Raw genomic sequence first — 17,263 nt, forward strand, 5'->3', positions numbered from 1 at the left:
CGACGCCGCCGGAGGGCGCCCGCGCGGTCCGACTGGCGCAGCGGCACCTGGGCCCACACCGGAAGCGCGATTTCCGTATGTGATACTCCAGTTCCTTGCTAACTTCCGAACATGACCACCAGACATCCGCCGTCCCGACCTGCCTCCCTGCTCGCCACGATCGTGGTGCTGGCCACGACCACGGTCCTCGTGTCGGCAGGTCCCTCCGAAGCCCTCGTCCCCTCCACGCCGCGCGGCGCAGCCGCCGAGACCGGCGGCGGTCGCGCTGCGCCGCGCGTGCTCCTGGTCGAGGACTTCGAGCACGTCGTCGGCACGGGACCGACCCGACTGGACCAGTACGTGGGTGCGGACGGGGAGCGGTACACGGCGGATCCCGGGTGGATCAACGTCGCACAGTGCAACGGCATCGTGGCCGCCGCGACCACCCCCGGTCTGCCGTGCCCGCAGCTCGCGCCGCTGTACCACGCGCTCGGGCAGGTGAACGGGTCCGATCCGAGGACGAACCACGGCGTCGGCGCCTGGACAGTGGACCGACCCGTTCCGGCGGACGGTGTGCAGATCCGCACGCTGACGCCGCTCCCCCTGCCGGTCAAGGACCGGTTCGTCACGTTCGGCGTCGACGCGGTCGCGACCTCGTGCTCCCAGGCGGCGCACCCTCGGCTCCGCTTCGGCCTGCTCGACGGCGGTGTCGAGCACCGGGTCACCTCGACGGCCATCGACCCGTGTACATCGCCGGGATCGCGCACCATCAACGCCCTCGGTGTCACGGTGCGTGGCGGACGTTTCGTTTCCGACGCCGCGGTGCTGTTCACCGGCGACACGCTCGGCTGGGTGATGCGGAACGCCGAGGCGCGCGATGTGGGCAACGACGGCGCGATCGACGGCGTCACCGTGTACGACGCCACGCCGGTGCTCGAGCACGCCTTCGACGGGTCGTCCCCGTACGTCGGCGAGACCGCACGCCTGACCTACACGGTGCAGAACACCGGTGAGGGTGGCGCGAAGGCGGGATGGTCGTTCCGGGAGACACTCCCGGACGGGCTCACGCTCGCGGCAGACCCGCACGCGGGGACCACGTGCGCCGACAGCAGGGTGGACGCGGACCCCACCGGCACCGCGGTCGCGGTCACCGGTGGCCTCCGTTCCGGCCAGGGCTCGTGCACCGTGGCGGTCGACGTGACGAGCGAGACGGCCACCACTTTCGCACTCACCGCCGGAACGGTCGCCGAGCGCATCGGGCTCGACCCACCCGGGGAGACGAAGATCACGTTCCGCGCCGAGGACGCCGCTCTGTCGGTCACCGACCTGCCGGTGCTCGACGACGGCGACGGTGACGGCCGGGCCGACCTCGACGAGGGGCTCCGCTTCGCGCAGACCGTCGAGAACACGGGCGGCCGCCCGCTGCGCGACCTCGTCGTTACCGGGACCAACGGTCCCGTGACGTGCGCGGTGACCGAGCTGGCACCGGGCGCGTCGACGGACTGCGCCAGCGCCTCCCGTCCGGTCCGCCAGGAGGACGTCGACCGCGGCTCCGTGCAGGACGCCGTCACGGCGACGGCGGCCTCACCACGGGGCGTGGAGGTGTCGGCCGACGCGGCAGCGGAGCAGCCCGCCGACCGTCGGTCTGCCGTCGCGACCACGCTCGACGCTCGCCTCCCGTCGGACGGACCGGCTGTTCCCGGCCAACTCGTCGAACTGACCGCGACGGTGACGAACACCGGGACGACGACGCTCACCGGGGTCATCGTCACCCTGCCGAGCCACCCCGATTCGTCCGTGTCGTGCCCCGGTGCGCCCCTCGCGCCCGGCGACACCGTCAGGTGCACGGTGACGGGCCACGCGCTCACACAGGTGGACGTCGACGCGGGCCGCGTCGCGTTCACGAGTTCGGCGACCGGCACGGGCCCGGCCGGTGACACCGTCTCGGCCCAGGCGGAGGACGAGGTGGAGCCCGCGCAGGTCGCGGAGCTCGGCACGGACCTGAGTGCCCACCTCGCCGTGACGGACCACTCGGTGCCGTACGCGGGCGACGGAGTCGAGATCGCGCTCACGGTCACGAACACGGGGAACGTCACGCTCCGAGACCCCTCCGTTACCATCGACGAGCGCACCGACCTGCCCGTACGTTGCCCCGCGGGTGTGCTCGCCCCCGGGCAGAGCGTGCCGTGCACGGTACCGGCCACGGCGCTGACCCAGGACGACGTGGAACGCGGTACCGTCCCGTTCGCGGAGACGGCCGTGGCCATCGGTCCGGACGGAGCCCCGGTCAGCGCCACCGACGGCGTCGTCGTCGGCCTCGGCGCGGCGTCGGCGCTGTACCTGGAGAGCGACTGGACCCCCTCCGCCCGGACCCTGCACGCCGGCGACGCCATCGCGTCGCGGTACCGGGTGACGAACACGAGCAACCTGATCGCGTCGACGATCGGTGTCAGCAGCGCTGCCGCAGGGACGATCACCTGCGACACCGACGCGCTCGAGCCGGGTGCGACCACGGAGTGCGCCGCCGACCGGGACCGCCGATTGACCCCGGCCGACGCGGCTCGTGGGCACGTCGACTTCGTGGCGGTCGCGGCCGGCAGCGTCGGCCGTGCGGACGCGCCGTCGACGACCCCGTCCGAGCCGGAGGGAGCGGTGCCGGTCCGGTCCACCGAGATGACGGCGTCCTTCCCCGTGGTCTCGGCCGTCCCACCCGTGCACAGGCCGGCTCCGGCAGCGGCGCTCGCGTTCACCGGGAGCGGGATCCTGTGGGCCGGGCTCCCGGCCGTGGGACTGCTCGCCCTCGGCGTCGGAGCGCTGCTGGTCGCGCGTTCTGCACGGCTGCGGCGTGACGGGCACCCCGGGGAAGTCGGCGCGTGACGGTGCGGCGAGGACGGTGGGGCACGGCAGAATCGTCGGCGTGCACATCGTCCTCGCCCGTGTCGACGGCGGCCTCACCGCGACGCCGCTGACGGACGCGGGAACGTCGGACGGTGCGCCGGTGCGCCTGACCGAGTCGGGCCTCCCGGCCTTCGTCGCGGCGCACGAGGGACCGGGCGTCCGCTGGGTCTGGTCCGACACCGCACGCTGGTACCCGGCCGTGCTGGCTGCGGGCGGTCGCGTGGCCCGATGCGTGGACCTCCGACTCGGCCACCGGCTGCTCCGCACCGCCCTCGCCACCCGCGGTTCCGCCCTCGCGCAGGCGCCGCTGAGCGCCTGGGACGCCGCCGCCGCTCTGGAGGCCCGTCCCGCGCCCGCCACGCAGGCCTCGCTCTTCGACGACGACCTGTTCACGGTCGCCCCGGCCGACGACGACCTCGACCCGGTCGCCGAGCTCCGGGCGCAGCTCGACGCGGTGGCCGGTGCGAGCGAGCCGGGAGCGCTGCGCCTGCTCCTCGCGGCGGAGTCCGCCGGCGCGCTCGTCGCCGCGGAGATCAAGTACGCCGGGCTGCCCTGGCGGACCGACGTGCACGAGCGGCTGCTCGCCGACGCCCTCGGCCCGCGGGTGCCGTACGGGGTGCGGCCCCGGAAGCTCGAGGAGCTCGCCGCGGTCCTCCGGCAGCGACTCGACGACCCCGACCTCAACCCGGACTCGCCCGCGGACGTCCTGCGCTCCCTGCGGCGGGCCGGACTCGTCGTGGACAGCACGCGGAAGTGGGAACTCGAACGGCTGGAGCACCCGGTGATCGAACCGCTCCTGGAGTACAAGCGCCTGTACCGCCTGCTCACCGCCAACGGGTGGACGTGGCTCGACGAGTGGGTGCAGGACGGCCGGTTCCACCCGGAGTACGTCGTCGGCGGGGTGGTGACCGGTCGCTGGGCGGCGAACGGTGGCGGGGCCCTGCAGCTGCCGAAGCAGGTGCGCGGAGCTGTGGTCGCGGACCCCGGATGGGAGCTCGTCGTCGCCGACGCGGCGCAGCTCGAACCGCGGGTCCTCGCCGCGATGTCGGGCGACACCGACATGGCCGCGGCCGGGGACGGACAGGACCTCTACGACGGGGTCGTGGCCTCCGGTGCGGTGCAGACCCGGCAGCAGGCGAAGATGGCGATGCTCGGCGCGATGTACGGCGCGACGCAGGGCGAGGGCGGGCGGTTCGTCCCCCGGTTGGCCCGGGCCTTCCCGCGGGCGCTCGACCTGGTCGAGCAGGCGGCCCGGGCGGGGGAGCGGGGCGAACCCGTGACGACCCGGCTCGGTCGGACGTCGCCGGTGCCGGAGCAGTCGTGGTTCGAGGCGCGGAACCGGGCGTACTCCGTGGACGGCACCCCCGCGATGCAGCGGGCCGTCGAGTCCCGGGCCCGCAGCTGGGGACGGTTCACACGGAACTTCGTGGTGCAGGGCACGGCGGCCGAGTGGGCGCTGTCCTGGATGGGCGGCCTGCGCACCCGACTGGCCGCGCGGGGCGACGGGCCCGTCACGTCCGGGCCGCACATGGTCTTCTTCGTGCACGACGAACTCGTGGTGCACGCACCGGCCGCGGACGCCGAGTGGGTGGCCGAGCAGGTCCGGGCCGCGGCGGTCGACGCCGGGCGGATCATGTTCGGTGGCTTCCCGGTCACCTTTCCGCTGACGGTCGCGGTGGTCCGGTCGTACGACCAGGCGAAGTAGCGACCCGACCGGGTCCCGGGTGCTGCCGCGGTGGCGCCCCGGTCGAGGCCGGCCGTGCCCGCACAGCCGCTGACGGGCAGGCTGGTCCGATGGAAGAGCACCACGCACCCGGCGGCCGACCACCCGTGATCGGCGGAGCCGAGCGCGAGCGCGTCGACCGCACCGTCGGCGACGTCGACCTCACCCGGTGGCGCACGCGGGTCGGCCGGAGCGTCGCCGACTCGTGGGCGGCACTCGGCCGCCGCTACGGGGCGCTCCCGCTGCTGCTGCTCACCCTGCTCGTCGGGATCGGCATCGCCGCGGTCGCGACGTGGGTGGCCTCCGAGGTCTACGACGCCGTGCGTGAGTCCGACGACGTCGCCGTGCTCGACCGACCCGTCCTCGACTGGATGCTCACGCACCGGTCGCCCGCGCTCGACCAGGGCGTCACGTGGTGGACCGACATCGCCGGCACCATCGGGATGCCGATCGTCGCCGTGCTGTTCCTGGTCGGCCTGACGATCCAACGCAGGGCGTGGACGCCGCTCGTGCTCCTCGTCGCCGCGAGCGCCGGATCCCTGGCCATGACGATCGCGGGCAAGGACCTGATCGGTCGAGCCCGGCCGCCGATGTCCGACGCCGTCCCGCCGTTCGAGCACTCGCCGTCGTTCCCGTCCGGGCACACCCTGAACGCCACGGTCGTCGTCGGCACGATCGTGTACCTGCTGCTCCTCCGGCAGACCCGCGTCGTGGCCCGGGTCTGGACGATCGTCGTCGGGACGCTGTTCGTGCTGTCGGTCGGCGTCTCGCGGGTGTTCCTCGGGCACCACTGGACCACCGACGTCCTGGCGGCGTGGGCGCTCGGGCTCGCCTGGCTGGCGCTCGTCGTCACCGCGCACCGGCTGTACCTGACCGCGCTGCACCGCGGCGCCGAGCCGACCCCGTCGTGACGGGGCTGCGCGCCCTCGTCAGGTCAGCCCGGTAGGTTTCCGGCATGGAAGAACGGCTGATCGGCGGCAGGTACCGGGTGACCGGGACCCTCGGGCACGGCGGGATGGCATCGGTCTACCGCGCCGTCGACGAGCAGCTCGGTCGAGAGGTCGCCGTCAAGCTCTTCCGCATCGGACCCGTCGACCACGGTGAGCGTGCGCGCGCCGAGGCAGAGATCCACGTGCTCGCCGGCCTCCGCAGCCCGAACCTCGTCACCCTGTTCGACGCGGCCCTCGACGACGTCGACGGCGACTCGTTCCTCGTGATGGAGCTCGTCCCCGGCAGCGACCTCGCCACCCGTCTCCGCGAGGGTCCGCTCGACCCGACGACCACGGCCCGCGTGGGTGCGCAGGTCGCCGAGGGGCTCGCCGCCGTGCACGCCCAGGGCATCGTGCACCGTGACGTGAAGCCCGCCAACGTCCTCCTGGAGCAGGACGGCGAGCACGTCAAGCTCGCCGACTTCGGCATCGCGCTGCTCCGCGACGCCGCCCGCGTCACCGGCACCGGCACCGTCATCGGGACGGCCGCGTACCTGGCTCCCGAGCAGGTCCTCGGCCAGCCCGTCACCGGCGAGGCCGACGTGTACGCACTCGGCCTCATGCTCCTCGAGGCCCTGACCGGCAAGCAGGCGTTCCCGGGCAGCGCGGTCGAGGCCGCCACCGCCCGACTCGCCCGGGCGCCCGAGATCGACCAGCACCTGCCGACGGCGTGGCGCACGCTGCTGCACGTCATGACGGCGCAGCACCCGGAGGACCGTCCGTCCGCCGCCGAGGCTGCCGCACGCCTCCGCGCACTCGGCAGGGACGAGGTCGCGCCTGCCACCCAGCTCCTGCCGGGAGGCCCGGGGGCAGTCACGCGCGCCGCCGCCGGTGCCGGGGTGGCCGGTGCCGCCGCCGCCGGCGCGGGTGCCGGAACCGCATCCGCGGACGAGGCGACGCGCGCGATGCCGGTGCACGGAGCCTCCGGCCCGGACGACGCCACCCGGCGGCTCCCGACCCAGTCCCAGCCGGCGCGGAGTGCGGACGACGACGTGGCCACCACGGTCCTCGGGACGCCGGGAGCCGCAGCAGCCGGTCCGGGTGGTGGCGCCGGTGGTCGTGCGGGCGGGCCCGCTGCTCCGGCCCGGCCGCTCGCCACGGACCCCGACGAGCCCCGACGGAAGCGCTGGGTGGTGCCGCTGATCGTCCTGGCGGTCCTCGTGGTCGCCGGCATCGTCGTCGCGGCCCTCGCGTTCAACCGTGACGACACCACGTCACCGAGCCCCAGCGAATCGACGCAGCAGACCGCACCGGCCGACGACCAGCCGAGCTCCGAGCCGTCCGACGAGTCCAGCGAGCCCGCCCAGCAGCAGCCGAGCCAGCCGGCCGACCAGCCGTCGGAGCAGCCCTCCGAGCCGACGCAGGAACAGCCGTCCGAGGAACCCTCGGAGCCGTCGGACGAGTCGAGCGAGCCCACCGACCAGCTGCCGACGACCGCACCGGTGCCGGGCACCGACACGACGCTGCCCGTGCAGGACCCGCTGGACACCGGGGTGGACACGACCTCGCAGCAGGGCCCGGCCGACAGTGGTCCGGGCGGGGCGACCGGTCCCGGGAAGTCCGGAGACGCACCGGGCCACAACAGGTGACCAGGCTGACCTGCTGTCCACCTCGGCGGAGCAGACTCGACCCATGTCGATGAGTGCACCGTTCGATCCCCAGCAGCAGGGCAGCGACGTCCCCGTGGACGGCTCCGACCAGGACGAGCTCGAGGTGGAGGAGTCGCGTGCGGCTCCCCCCACTGACGAGCCGTCCGGGGCGGACGTCTCCGGTGCCGATGCGATCGGCGACCCCGGGGACTCCCCGGTCCGGCACGACGACGAGGACGCGGCCGGCGGCGGCCCGGTGTTCCGGACCCCGCATCCCGGCGACCGTCTGCACCCGGACGACCTCGGCGACTGACCAGCGCGCGTTGCGCGGACTCCCGGGTCGGCCGGGCATGCTCGTCGGATGTCGATGAGCAGCGCGTTCGACCCGTCGAAGGGTCTCGCCATCCCCGAGGAGCAGGCCAGCGGTGACGGGCTCGAGCTCGACGACGACCCGGCCGCGCTCGGGATCCGGTTCGAGGTCGTGTCCGGCGGATCAGCGGACCCCGCGGCAGCGCTGCCTCCGCGTGAGCCCGACGAGGACGACGCGCCAGCGCCCTGAGCGCTGCGCCGACGCGTCGTCCGCAGTGGGACCGCCCACTCAGGGGACGGTGTGCCCCGCCGCCGTGAGCACGCGGTACCACTCCTCACGGCTGAGCTCGACGTCGGACCCGGCGGCCGAGTCGCGCACACGCTGCGGGTTCGTCGTGCCGAGGACGACCTGGAAGTGCGCGGGGTGCCGGGTGATCCACGCCACCGCGATGCCGGTCGGGGTGACGCCGTGCGCCGAGGCGAGCTCCTCGAGCACGTCGTTCAGCTCGGCGTACTGCTCACGGTCGCCCAGGAAGACGCCGTCGAAGAAGCCCTTCTGGAACGGGGACCAGGCCTGCAGCGTCACGTCGTTGAGACGCGAGTAGTTGAGGATGTCGTTGTCGCGGTCGATGGACTGGTCGAGCCCGCCCATGTTCGCGGTGAGGCCCTGCGTGATGACGTTCGCGTGGGTGATGCTCAGCTGCACCTGGTTGAACGCGAGCGGCTGCCGCACGGACTTCTTCAGCAGCTCGACCTGCCCGGGGGTGTGGTTCGAGACACCGAAGTGGTGCACCTTGCCGGCGGCGTGCAGTTCGTCGAACGCGCGGGCCACTTCCTCCGGCTCGACGAGGGCGTCGGGGCGGTGCAGCAGCAGCACGTCGATGTAGTCCGTGCGCAGGGCGGTGAGCGACTCCTCGACCGAGGACAGGATGTGCTCGTACGAGAAGTCGAAGTACGCGCCGTGCTCCGTCGGCCGGATGCCGACCTTCGTCTGCAGCTGGATGTCGGCCCGCTCGGAGGACGACAGCGTCACCGCGGAGCCGAAGCGCTCCTCGCAGCCGTGCCAGACGCCGTACACGGCAGCGTGGTCGAACATCGTCACGCCCGCGTCGCGCGAGGCCGTGTAGAGCGAACGGATGTCCTCGTCGCTCATGTCGTTGATCCGCATCATCCCGACGATCACGTCGGAGGCGGTGAGGTCCGTCTGTGGCAACTCCAGTGTCTTCACCCCACCGATCCTGCCAGCGGCCACCCGTGTGAGCCAGGCCCTGGCCGTACCCCCGGGGCGCTCCACGACCGCGACCACCGCACCGGGCCACCCGTCCCGCCGCCCCGTACCCTGGACCGGTGCGTGACGACCTGCTGCCCGTGCTCGCGTGCCCGGTGTGCACCGAGCCGCTCGCCCGCACCGCTCCGGGGCAGGCTGGTTGCCGCAACGGGCACCGGTACGACGAGGCCAAGCAGGGCCACCTGACGCTCCTGCCCGTGAAACGTCGAGCACTCACCGCGGACACCCCGGAGATGGTGGACGCGCGGCTGCGTTTCCTCGGTCGCGGTCACTACGCGCCGGTCGAGCGGGCGCTCACGAGCGTGGTCGCCGACGCGACCGCACCCGGCGTGGTCCTCGACGTCGGCTCCGGCCCGGGCACGTACCTCGCGCACGCGCTCGACGGCACGACACGCGGCGATGCTGCCGGGAGGCTCGGGATCGCCCTGGACCTGTCGGCCGTCGCGATCCGACGTGCGGCACGCATCCACGCGCACGTCGGTGCCGTCGTCGGGGACGTGACCGAGCGCCTCCCGGTCGTCGACCACGCCGTAGCCGTCGTGCTCGACGTCTTCGCGCCGCGCAACCAGCACGAGTACGCCCGGGTGCTGCACCCCGGAGGCGTGCTCGTCGTCGTCACGCCCCGGGTCGGACACCTGGCGGAACTCGCGGCCGCCACGATCAGCGTGGACCCGGAGAAGGAACGCCGGCTGCACGACAGCCTGACAGCCGCGTTCACGCCGCGCTCGACCGAGGACCTGACCTGGACGATGGAACTCACCGCCGAGGACGTGCACGACGTGGTGCACATGGGGCCGAGTCACCACCACGTGGCGGCGGACACGGTGTTCACGCCGGAGACGGTGACGGCGGCGGTGACCGTCAGCACCTGGACGCCCGCGCGCTGAGCGACGAGCGTCGGACTCGACCGGGGTCAGCGCGGACGGGTGCCGGGCCCCGTGTCGTCGGGTGTCGGCCACGGTTCGGCCGGACCGCGCAGCGTCGGCCAGCCCTGTGCCGCAGCGCCCGCTGTGGGCCAGTTCGGCGCCGGGGTGCCTGCCCCCGCGTACGCGACCCATGCCCACGGCGCCCGTTCGGCGAGCCAGGCCTCGAGATCGGGGTAGCCGATGGCGATCGACACCGTGTCGAACAGCACTGTCCCCTCCGGGTCGCGCGCCTGGATCCCGCCGTACGGGCCGGTCCAGGGGCGGATCGACGCGATGGCGGTGTGGTGCACCTCGCGTTCGGTCCGGAAGCCCTTCCGGACGATCAGCCGGTCCGGCAGCGCATCGATCCGCGTCCGTGCCAGGGCGCTGGCGAGCAGGACGAACGCGACCCCGCCGAGCAGAGCGACAGTGCCCGCGATGCCCATCGGCAACGCGTCCGGGTCGTCCGTGGTCGAGGCCGCACCGAGCAGCAGCACGCCGCCGAGGACGATGACCAGGATGCCGATGGTCCGCAGGATGACCCGCTGCCACCGTCTCGGCCGCACGGTGAACAGTGCGTCCGGGGCCGCCCCGGCGAGCACGCGCTGGTGCTTCCGCTTCCGGTCCCCCCGGCGGATGGCCGACGTCACGACCACCGGGACGACGGCGGCGATGACGAAGGCGATGGTCACGGATGTGATCGTGGTCCCCATGCGGTCAGCGTACGGATCGACGGCGGTCGCGTCCGGGACGTACCGCCGTCGATCCGCGCCGCCTTCGGTCGTCAGTGCTGCTGCTCAGCCGGCACGTCGAGGGCCCACACCACACCGAAGCGGTCGCGCAGCTGGCCGGCCAGGGGGGACCACGCCGACGGCCCGAGCGGCTGTCGCACCTCGGCACCCTCCTGGAGGCCCGCCCACACCGAGCGGATCTCGTCCGCGTCCGTGCCGCTCAGGTAGACGTACGAGCTGTTCGTGCCCTGGTCGTACGGCTGTCCGGGCCACACGTCGAACGCCATGACCCGGACGCCGCTCACCGAGGTCACCTGGCCCCAGACGACGCGGTCCGCCCACGCCGGGTCCGCGACGGCGCCGCTCTGTCCGTACGTCACGACGACGGGCTCGGTGCCGAGGGCTGCGCTCCAGAACGCCAGCGCCGCGGCGGCCTGTCCGTCGAAGTTCACGTGGGGGATGGTGGTGATGGTCATGTCGACTCCTCGTCGTCGGTGCGAGCGCCGGTCGGCCTCGTCCCGAGCAGCATCGCGGCAGATGCGGTCAGATCCTGTCCGCTCCTCCTGGCATGCTCGGGGTCATGCCCGCTCCGTCCTCCCGACTGCTGTCGCTGCTGTCCCTGCTGCAGGTCCGCCGGGAGTGGTCGGGCAACGACCTCGGCAGGCGGCTGGACGTCAGCCCGCGGACCGTGCGACGGGACGTCGACCGTCTGCGGGGACTCGGGTACCGGGTCGACGCACTCCGTGGCCCGGCCGGCGGCTACCGGCTCTCGGCCGGGTCGGACCTGCCGCCGCTGCTGTTCGACGACGACCAGGCCGTGGCGATCGCCCTCGCTCTCGCCGTCGCGCCGGCTTCGGGCGCGGACATCGCCGAGGCCGCAGCCCGTGCGCTCACGACCGTCCGGCAGGTGATGCCGTCCCGCCTGCGGCACCGGATCGACGCCGTCCAGGTGGTCACCACGCCCGGAGCCGTCGTCGTCGACCCCGCGGTGCTGGTCGCCGTCAGTGAGGCAGTACGGACCCGCACCGTCCTGCGCTTCGGCTACATGGCCGCCTGGCCGCCGGGAGCGGAGGACGACCGGCCACCCCGCCGGGTGGAACCACACGCACTCCTGGCGCGGGCCGGCCGCTGGTACCTGCTCGCGTGGGACACCGAAGCGGTGGACTGGCGCACCTACCGGGTGGACCGGATCGCGCCCAAGGTGCCCACGGGCCTCCCGTTCGTCCCCCGGGCCGTCCCGGGCGGCGACCCGGCGGCGTTCGTCGCAGCCCGCTTCCGCGGCGCGGACGGCACGGTCGGTACGGGTGGTGCCGGTGGTGGTGGCTCGGCCTGGCCGTGTGTCGGGACGGCGGTGCTGCAGGTGTCGGCGCACGCCATCGCGCCGTACGTGGCCGAGGACGCCGTCCTCGAGGACCTCGGCGACGGCACCTGCCGACTCACGACCGGCTCGTGGTCGTGGACTGCGCTCGCAGCGGTCTTCGCCGGCTTCGACGCCGACTTCGCCGTCACCGCGCCCGCGGCCCTGCGGGACGCGGTCGTCCGGGTGGCCGCGCGGCTCGCTGCGGCCGGGACTCGCGGAGCAGGACCGGCATGACGGGCAGCGCGCTGCGGTCCGACTCCTCCAACCAGGGGACTCCATCGCTGGCGCCGTCGACCTGCTGGACGTGCGGTCCAGGGTCGATGATCAGGTCACGACTGCTCGCCGCGGGATCGACCTCGCCGCTGAACTCCGACAGGTCCATGCCCACTGGACGCCACGGGTCGTCGGGCGGGTGAACGAGCAGTACGTGAAGGTCGCGAAGCTGCTCGGTGAGTTGGTCTGGCACGCCCACGACGCCGAGGACGAGATGTTCCTCGTCGTCTCCGGCCGGCTCCGCATCCAGCTGCCCGACGACCAGGAGGTCGTGCTCACGCCCGGTCAGTTCCACGTCGTCCCCCGAGGAGTGCAGCACAACCCGATCGCGGACGAGGAGGTCGAGATCGTCCTCATCGAGACCGTCACGACCGCGCACACCGGTGACGTCGTGGTCGAGGGCACCGTCCCGGTCGAGGACCAGGTCGGCGACTTCCGCTGAGGCCGGCTCGGAGCCGTTAGCGCTCCGCACGTGTCGCCCAGCCGGGCGTCAGGGAACCGTGAGGACCGGCCTGGAGGCCCGCCCCCGGACGCAGCATCGGTACCGCACCACAACCGGTGCGGTCCACGGCGTCTGCCGCGGGCACCTCGATCTCCAGGAGTCCCACGTGTTCGACGTCTTCGTCGTCGCCGGTGTCCTCGCCGCGTTCGGCGTGGTGGCACTGATCGCCAAGGGGGTGGAGCGGCTGTGATCGCGATCACCATCGCCGCCGCCGTCCTCGGCATCGCCGCTGTCGTGTACCTCGTCTGGGCGCTCGTCCGCCCCGAGCAGTTCTGATGGGTGCCACGCAGACCTGGGCGGGCATCGCCCAGGTCGCCCTCTTCGTGCTGCTCCTCGTCGTTGCACACCGGCCGCTCGGTGACTGGATGGCCCGCGTCTTCACGAGCACCCGCCACGGCCGCGTCGAGCGAGGGGTCTACCGCCTGATCGGCGTCGACCCCGACGCCGAGCAGTCGTGGGCCGCGTACCTGCGCGGCGTGCTGCTGTTCAGCGTCGCCGGGCTGCTGCTCGTCTACCTGCTCCAACGCATCCAGGTGGTGTTGCCGGGCGACCTCGGGCTTCCCGCCGTGGGACCGGCGCTCGCGTTCAACACGGCGGCGTCGTTCGTGGCGAACACGAACTGGCAGTCGTACTCGCCCGAGGCCACCGTCGGGTACACCGTGCAGATGGCCGGTCTGGCAGTGCAGAACTTCCTGTCGGCGGCCGTCGGCCTGGCGGTCGCCGTCGCCCTGGTCCGCGGGTTCGCCCGGCGGCGGTCCGGCACGCTCGGCAACGTCTGGGTGGACGTCGTCCGCGGCACCGGCCGGCTGCTCCTGCCGCTGGCCTTCGTCTCCGCGCTCGTGCTCGTCGCCGGCGGGGTCATCCAGTCCTGGGGCGTCGGGACCGACGTCACGACGCTCACCGGCGGCGCGCAGCACATCCCGGACGGCTTCGTCGCCTCGCAGGAGGCCATCAAGGAGCTCGGCACGAACGGCGGCGGCTACTTCAACGTCAACTCCGCGCACCCGTTCGAGAACCCGCAGGCCTGGACGAGTCTGTTCGAGGTCTTCCTCATGCTCGTCATCCCGTTCTCGCTGCCCAGGACCTTCGGGAAGATGGTCGGCGACACCCGCCAGGGCACCGCCATCGTCAGCGTCATGAGCGGCATCTTCCTGGTGTCCCTGTCGGCCATGTCGCTCGCCGAACTCGCCGGTGGCGGAGCCGCGACCCACGCCGCCGGTGCCGCCATGGAGGGCAAGGAGGTCCGCTTCGGCATCCTCGGCTCGACGCTCTTCGCCACCGCGACGACCTCGACGTCCACCGGCGCGGTGAACGCCATGCACGACAGCTTCACCCCGCTCGGCGGCATGATGGCGCTGGTCAACATGATGCTCGGCGAGGTCACCCCCGGCGGTGTCGGCTCCGGCCTCTACGGCATGCTCGTGCTCGCCGTGATCACGGTCTTCATCGGCGGGCTGCTCGTCGGCCGCACGCCGGAGTACCTCGGCAAGAAGATCCGCGCCAAGGAGATGACCTTCGCCGCGCTGTACATCCTGGTCACCCCGACCGTGGTGCTCACCGGTACGGCCCTGTCGCTCCTGATCCCCGGCGTCCGCGAGCAGGTGCTCGGCACGTCGCTGTTCAACCCCGGCAACCACGGCCTGTCCGAACTGCTCTACGCGTTCACCAGCGCCGGCAACAACAACGGCTCGGCGTTCGGCGGCCTCACCGCGAACACGACGTGGATGAACTCCGCGCTCGGCGTCGCGATGCTGCTCGGCCGCTTCGTGCCGATGGTGTTCGTCCTGGCGCTCGCCGGGTCGTTGGCCGCACAGGACAAGGTGCCGGCGACCGTCGGCACGCTGCCCACGCACCGGCCGCTGTTCATCGTGCTCCTCGGCGGCGTGGCCGTCATCGTCACCGCACTCACGTACTTCCCGGTGCTCGCACTGGGCCCGCTCGCAGAAGGACTGTCCTGATGACCACCCTGACTCCCGAGACGGAGCAGCACACCGCTGAGCAACCGGGCCGACGCCCGTCGGCCTTCGGACCTCGCCAACTGGCGGCGGGCCTCCCGGGTGCGTTCCGCAAGCTGGCCCCCCGGCTGATGTGGAAGAACCCGGTGATGTTCATCGTCGAGGTGGGCGCCGCCCTGACGACGGTCACCGCCGTCGTCGAGCCCTTCACCCGGTCGGGAGGCGCGTCCGACTCCGGCGCGCCCGTCCCGTCCTCCTTCACCATCGCGATCGCCGTGTGGCTCTGGCTGACGGTCGTGTTCGCGAACCTGGCCGAGTCCGTCGCCGAGGGGCGCGGCAAGGCGCAGGCCGACACGCTGCGCAAGACCCGCTCGACGACCACGGCCCGCCGTGTCGTCGGCTACTCGGCCGCCGATCCGGCCGCGCTCTCCGCCGACACCGAGGACGTCGCCTCGGTCGACCTGGCGAAGGGTGACCACGTGGTGGTCGTCGCCGGCGAGGTGATCCCCGGTGACGGAGACGTCGTCGACGGCATCGCCTCGGTCGACGAGTCCGCCGTCACGGGCGAGTCGGCCCCGGTGATCCGCGAGTCCGGCGGTGACCGCAGCGCCGTCACCGGGGGTACCCGGGTGCTGTCCGACCGGATTGTGGTGCGCGTCACCTCCACTCCGGGCGAGACGTTCATCGACCGGATGATCCGCCTCGTCGAGGGTGCTGCCCGGCAGAAGACGCCGAACGAGATCGCGCTGAACATCCTGCTCGCGTCGCTGTCGATCGTCTTCGTGATCGTCTGCCTCACGCTCCAGCCGATCGCCGGGCTCGTCGGCTCGACGGTCAGCATCACGGTGCTCATCGCGCTGCTCGTCTGCCTCATCCCGACCACCATCGGGGCGCTGCTCTCCGCGATCGGCATCGCCGGCATGGACCGGCTCGTGCAGCACAACGTCCTGGCCATGTCCGGCCGTGCGGTCGAGGCCGCCGGCGACATCACCACGCTGCTCCTCGACAAGACCGGCACGATCACGTACGGCAACCGGCGGGCCTCTCGAGTCGTGCCGGTGCCGGGTGTGAGCGAGGTCTCGCTCATGGAAGCGGCGGCGCTGTCGAGCGCTGCCGACGGCACCCCCGAGGGTCGCTCCATCATGGACCTAGCGCTCGCCGCCGGCGTCTCCACGCCCCTCCCGGCCGGTGGGGTCGAGGTGCCGTTCACCGCGCAGACCCGGATGTCCGGCGTCGACCTGCCCGACGGGTCCTCGGTGCGGAAGGGCGCCGCGGCCGCAGTGCTGGCCTGGGCGGACACCGGTGACGGCGGTGTTGCAGCCGCGATCGACGCGACCGTCGCGGAGATCTCCGACCAGGGCGGCACCCCGCTCGTCGTCGGCCGCCGGGATGCCTCGGGCACGGTCCAGCTGCTCGGCGTCGTGCACCTCAAGGACGTCGTCAAGGACGGCCTGGCCGAGCGGTTCACGGAGCTACGGAGCATGGGCATCCGCACCGTCATGATCACCGGTGACAACCCGCGCACCGCCAAGGCCATCGCGGCCGAGGCCGGCGTCGACGACTACCTCGCCGAGGCCACCCCGGAGGACAAGCTCGCGCTGATCCGCCGGGAGCAGGAGGGCGGCAACCTCGTCGCGATGACCGGTGACGGCACGAACGACGCCCCGGCCCTGGCGCAGGCGGACGTCGGGGTGGCAATGAACACCGGGACCACCGCGGCGAAGGAGGCCGGCAACATGGTCGACCTCGACTCGGATCCGACGAAGCTCATCGACGTCGTCCGGATCGGCAAGCAGCTGCTCATCACCCGTGGTGCCCTCACCACGTTCTCGATCGCCAACGACATCGCCAAGTACTTCGCGATCATCCCGGCGATGTTCCAGCTTGCGTTCCCGGGACTGGCGGCCCTCAACATCATGGGGCTGCACTCTCCGGCGTCGGCGATCCTGTCGGCGATCATCTTCAACGCGCTCGTCATCGTGGCGCTCATCCCGCTGTCCCTGCGTGGCGTGCAGTACCGCGCGGCCTCGGCGTCGTCGATCCTCGGCCGCAACCTGCTCGTCTACGGGCTCGGCGGCGTCATCGTCCCCTTCATCGGCATCAAACTCATCGACCTCGTCGTCGGTCTCATCCCGGGGTTCTCGTCATGACTTCCACTCGCTCCTTCCTCCGTTCCAGTGGTGTGGCCGTCCGCCTCACCGTCCTCGCCACCGTCGTGCTCGGCGTCGCCTACCCGCTCGCGGTGTGGGGCGTCGGCCAGGCGGCCTTCTCCGACCAGGCGAACGGCTCGATGGTCACCGACTCCTCCGGGACGACCGTGGGCTCGTCGCTGATCGGGCAGTCGTTCACCGGGAAGGACGCGGACCGCTGGTTCCAGTCCCGCCCGTCGGCCGCCGGCGAGGACGGGTACGACGCGAACGCCTCGTCCGGGTCGAACCTCGGCCCGTCGAATCCCGACCTCACCGAGGCGATCGAGGGGCGTCGAGCCGCGATCGCGAAGGCCGACGGGGTGCCCGCGTCCGAGGTCCCGGCGGACGCGCTGACGGCGTCCGGCTCGGGACTCGACCCGGACATCAGCCCGGAGTACGCGCGCCTGCAGATCGCCCGAGTGGCGTCGACTCGTGGCCTGTCGGAGTCGCGCGTACGTGCCCTGGTCACGTCGCACACCGAGGCTCGCCAGCTCGGCGTTCTCGGTGCTCCCACGGTCAACGTCCTCGAGCTGAACCTGGCCCTGGCGCGGACCGCGCCCTGATCGTGACGCG

The 17,263-nt window shown here is 72.7% G+C and carries 17 protein-coding genes; 14 read left to right on the forward strand and 3 right to left on the reverse strand.

All coding sequences use genetic code 11. The annotated features are described in order from the left end of the window. Positions 1-111: 111 nt before the first annotated feature. The 6 genes from DEI89_RS08545 to DEI89_RS08570 all read left to right on the forward strand — a co-directional run bounded on the left by DEI89_RS08545 (position 112) and on the right by DEI89_RS08570 (position 7,737). Complete coding sequence (locus DEI89_RS08545) at positions 112-2,856, forward strand: hypothetical protein (protein WP_110903624.1); 2,745 nt, start codon at positions 112-114, stop codon at positions 2,854-2,856. A 40-nt stretch (positions 2,857-2,896) separates the two neighbouring features. Further along, positions 2,897-4,582 carry a bifunctional 3'-5' exonuclease/DNA polymerase gene (locus tag DEI89_RS08550; RefSeq protein WP_110903702.1) on the forward strand — a complete coding sequence of 562 codons (1,686 nt, stop codon included), beginning with the start codon at positions 2,897-2,899 and terminating at the stop codon, positions 4,580-4,582. 89 nt (positions 4,583-4,671) lie between these two features. Continuing rightward, entirely contained in the window at positions 4,672-5,511 is an 840-nt protein-coding gene (locus tag DEI89_RS08555) for a phosphatase PAP2 family protein (RefSeq protein WP_110903625.1), read from the forward strand. A 44-nt stretch (positions 5,512-5,555) separates the two neighbouring features. Further along, positions 5,556-7,178, forward strand: coding sequence for a serine/threonine-protein kinase (locus DEI89_RS08560; protein WP_110903626.1), 1,623 nt, complete (start codon positions 5,556-5,558; stop codon positions 7,176-7,178). Positions 7,179-7,221: 43 nt separating this feature from the next. Continuing rightward, entirely contained in the window at positions 7,222-7,491 is a 270-nt protein-coding gene (locus tag DEI89_RS08565; RefSeq protein WP_110903627.1) for a hypothetical protein, read from the forward strand. Positions 7,492-7,539: 48 nt separating this feature from the next. Continuing rightward, entirely contained in the window at positions 7,540-7,737 is a 198-nt protein-coding gene (locus DEI89_RS08570) for a hypothetical protein (protein ID WP_110903628.1), read from the forward strand. Between the two features lie 39 nt (positions 7,738-7,776). Here the strand turns inward: DEI89_RS08570 and DEI89_RS08575 are convergent, their stop codons facing one another. Further along, a complete protein-coding gene (locus DEI89_RS08575; RefSeq protein WP_110903629.1) occupies positions 7,777-8,715 on the reverse strand; it encodes an aldo/keto reductase family oxidoreductase in 939 nt (312 codons plus the stop codon). A 119-nt stretch (positions 8,716-8,834) separates the two neighbouring features. Between DEI89_RS08575 and DEI89_RS08580 the strand changes: the two genes are divergently transcribed. Continuing rightward, positions 8,835-9,662 (forward strand): putative RNA methyltransferase, encoded by an 828-nt coding sequence (locus tag DEI89_RS08580; protein ID WP_110903630.1) that lies wholly within the window; start codon positions 8,835-8,837, stop codon positions 9,660-9,662. Positions 9,663-9,688: 26 nt separating this feature from the next. Here the strand turns inward: DEI89_RS08580 and DEI89_RS08585 are convergent, their stop codons facing one another. Both DEI89_RS08585 and DEI89_RS08590 read right to left on the reverse strand, forming a co-directional pair. Then, complete coding sequence (locus DEI89_RS08585; RefSeq protein WP_110903631.1) at positions 9,689-10,393, reverse strand: hypothetical protein; 705 nt, start codon at positions 10,391-10,393, stop codon at positions 9,689-9,691. 71 nt (positions 10,394-10,464) lie between these two features. Continuing rightward, positions 10,465-10,887, reverse strand: a complete 423-nt coding sequence (locus tag DEI89_RS08590; protein WP_110903632.1) for a VOC family protein — start codon at positions 10,885-10,887, stop codon at positions 10,465-10,467. Positions 10,888-10,991: 104 nt separating this feature from the next. On the opposite strand from DEI89_RS08590, the gene DEI89_RS08595 reads away from it, so the two are divergent. The 7 genes from DEI89_RS08595 (at position 10,992) to kdpC (ending at position 17,253) form a co-directional block, all read left to right on the forward strand. Further along, entirely contained in the window at positions 10,992-12,005 is a 1,014-nt protein-coding gene (locus DEI89_RS08595; protein ID WP_110903703.1) for a YafY family protein, read from the forward strand. Between the two features lie 193 nt (positions 12,006-12,198). Continuing rightward, positions 12,199-12,486 carry a cupin domain-containing protein gene (locus tag DEI89_RS08600; protein WP_258368825.1) on the forward strand — a complete coding sequence of 96 codons (288 nt, stop codon included), beginning with the start codon at positions 12,199-12,201 and terminating at the stop codon, positions 12,484-12,486. Positions 12,487-12,544: 58 nt separating this feature from the next. Next, a complete protein-coding gene (locus tag DEI89_RS17335; protein WP_146236720.1) occupies positions 12,545-12,736 on the forward strand; it encodes a hypothetical protein in 192 nt (63 codons plus the stop codon). Then, positions 12,733-12,822: a potassium-transporting ATPase subunit F gene (locus tag DEI89_RS08605; protein WP_110903633.1), complete on the forward strand. Its 90-nt coding sequence runs from the start codon at positions 12,733-12,735 to the stop codon at positions 12,820-12,822. The genes DEI89_RS17335 and DEI89_RS08605 overlap by 4 nt, the downstream gene beginning before the upstream one ends. After that, positions 12,822-14,504, forward strand: a complete 1,683-nt coding sequence (kdpA, locus tag DEI89_RS08610; protein WP_110903634.1) for a potassium-transporting ATPase subunit KdpA — start codon at positions 12,822-12,824, stop codon at positions 14,502-14,504. Before DEI89_RS08605 ends, kdpA begins: the two co-directional genes overlap by 1 nt. Next, entirely contained in the window at positions 14,504-16,651 is a 2,148-nt protein-coding gene (gene kdpB / locus DEI89_RS08615; RefSeq protein WP_110903635.1) for a potassium-transporting ATPase subunit KdpB, read from the forward strand. Before kdpA ends, kdpB begins: the two co-directional genes overlap by 1 nt. Beyond that, positions 16,648-17,253 carry a potassium-transporting ATPase subunit KdpC gene (kdpC, locus tag DEI89_RS08620; protein ID WP_110903636.1) on the forward strand — a complete coding sequence of 202 codons (606 nt, stop codon included), beginning with the start codon at positions 16,648-16,650 and terminating at the stop codon, positions 17,251-17,253. The genes kdpB and kdpC overlap by 4 nt, the downstream gene beginning before the upstream one ends. The last annotated feature ends 10 nt before the right edge of the window (positions 17,254-17,263 follow it).

The organism is Curtobacterium sp. MCBD17_030 (assembly GCF_003224255.1).
In the GTDB taxonomy this organism is placed as follows: domain Bacteria; phylum Actinomycetota; class Actinomycetes; order Actinomycetales; family Microbacteriaceae; genus Curtobacterium.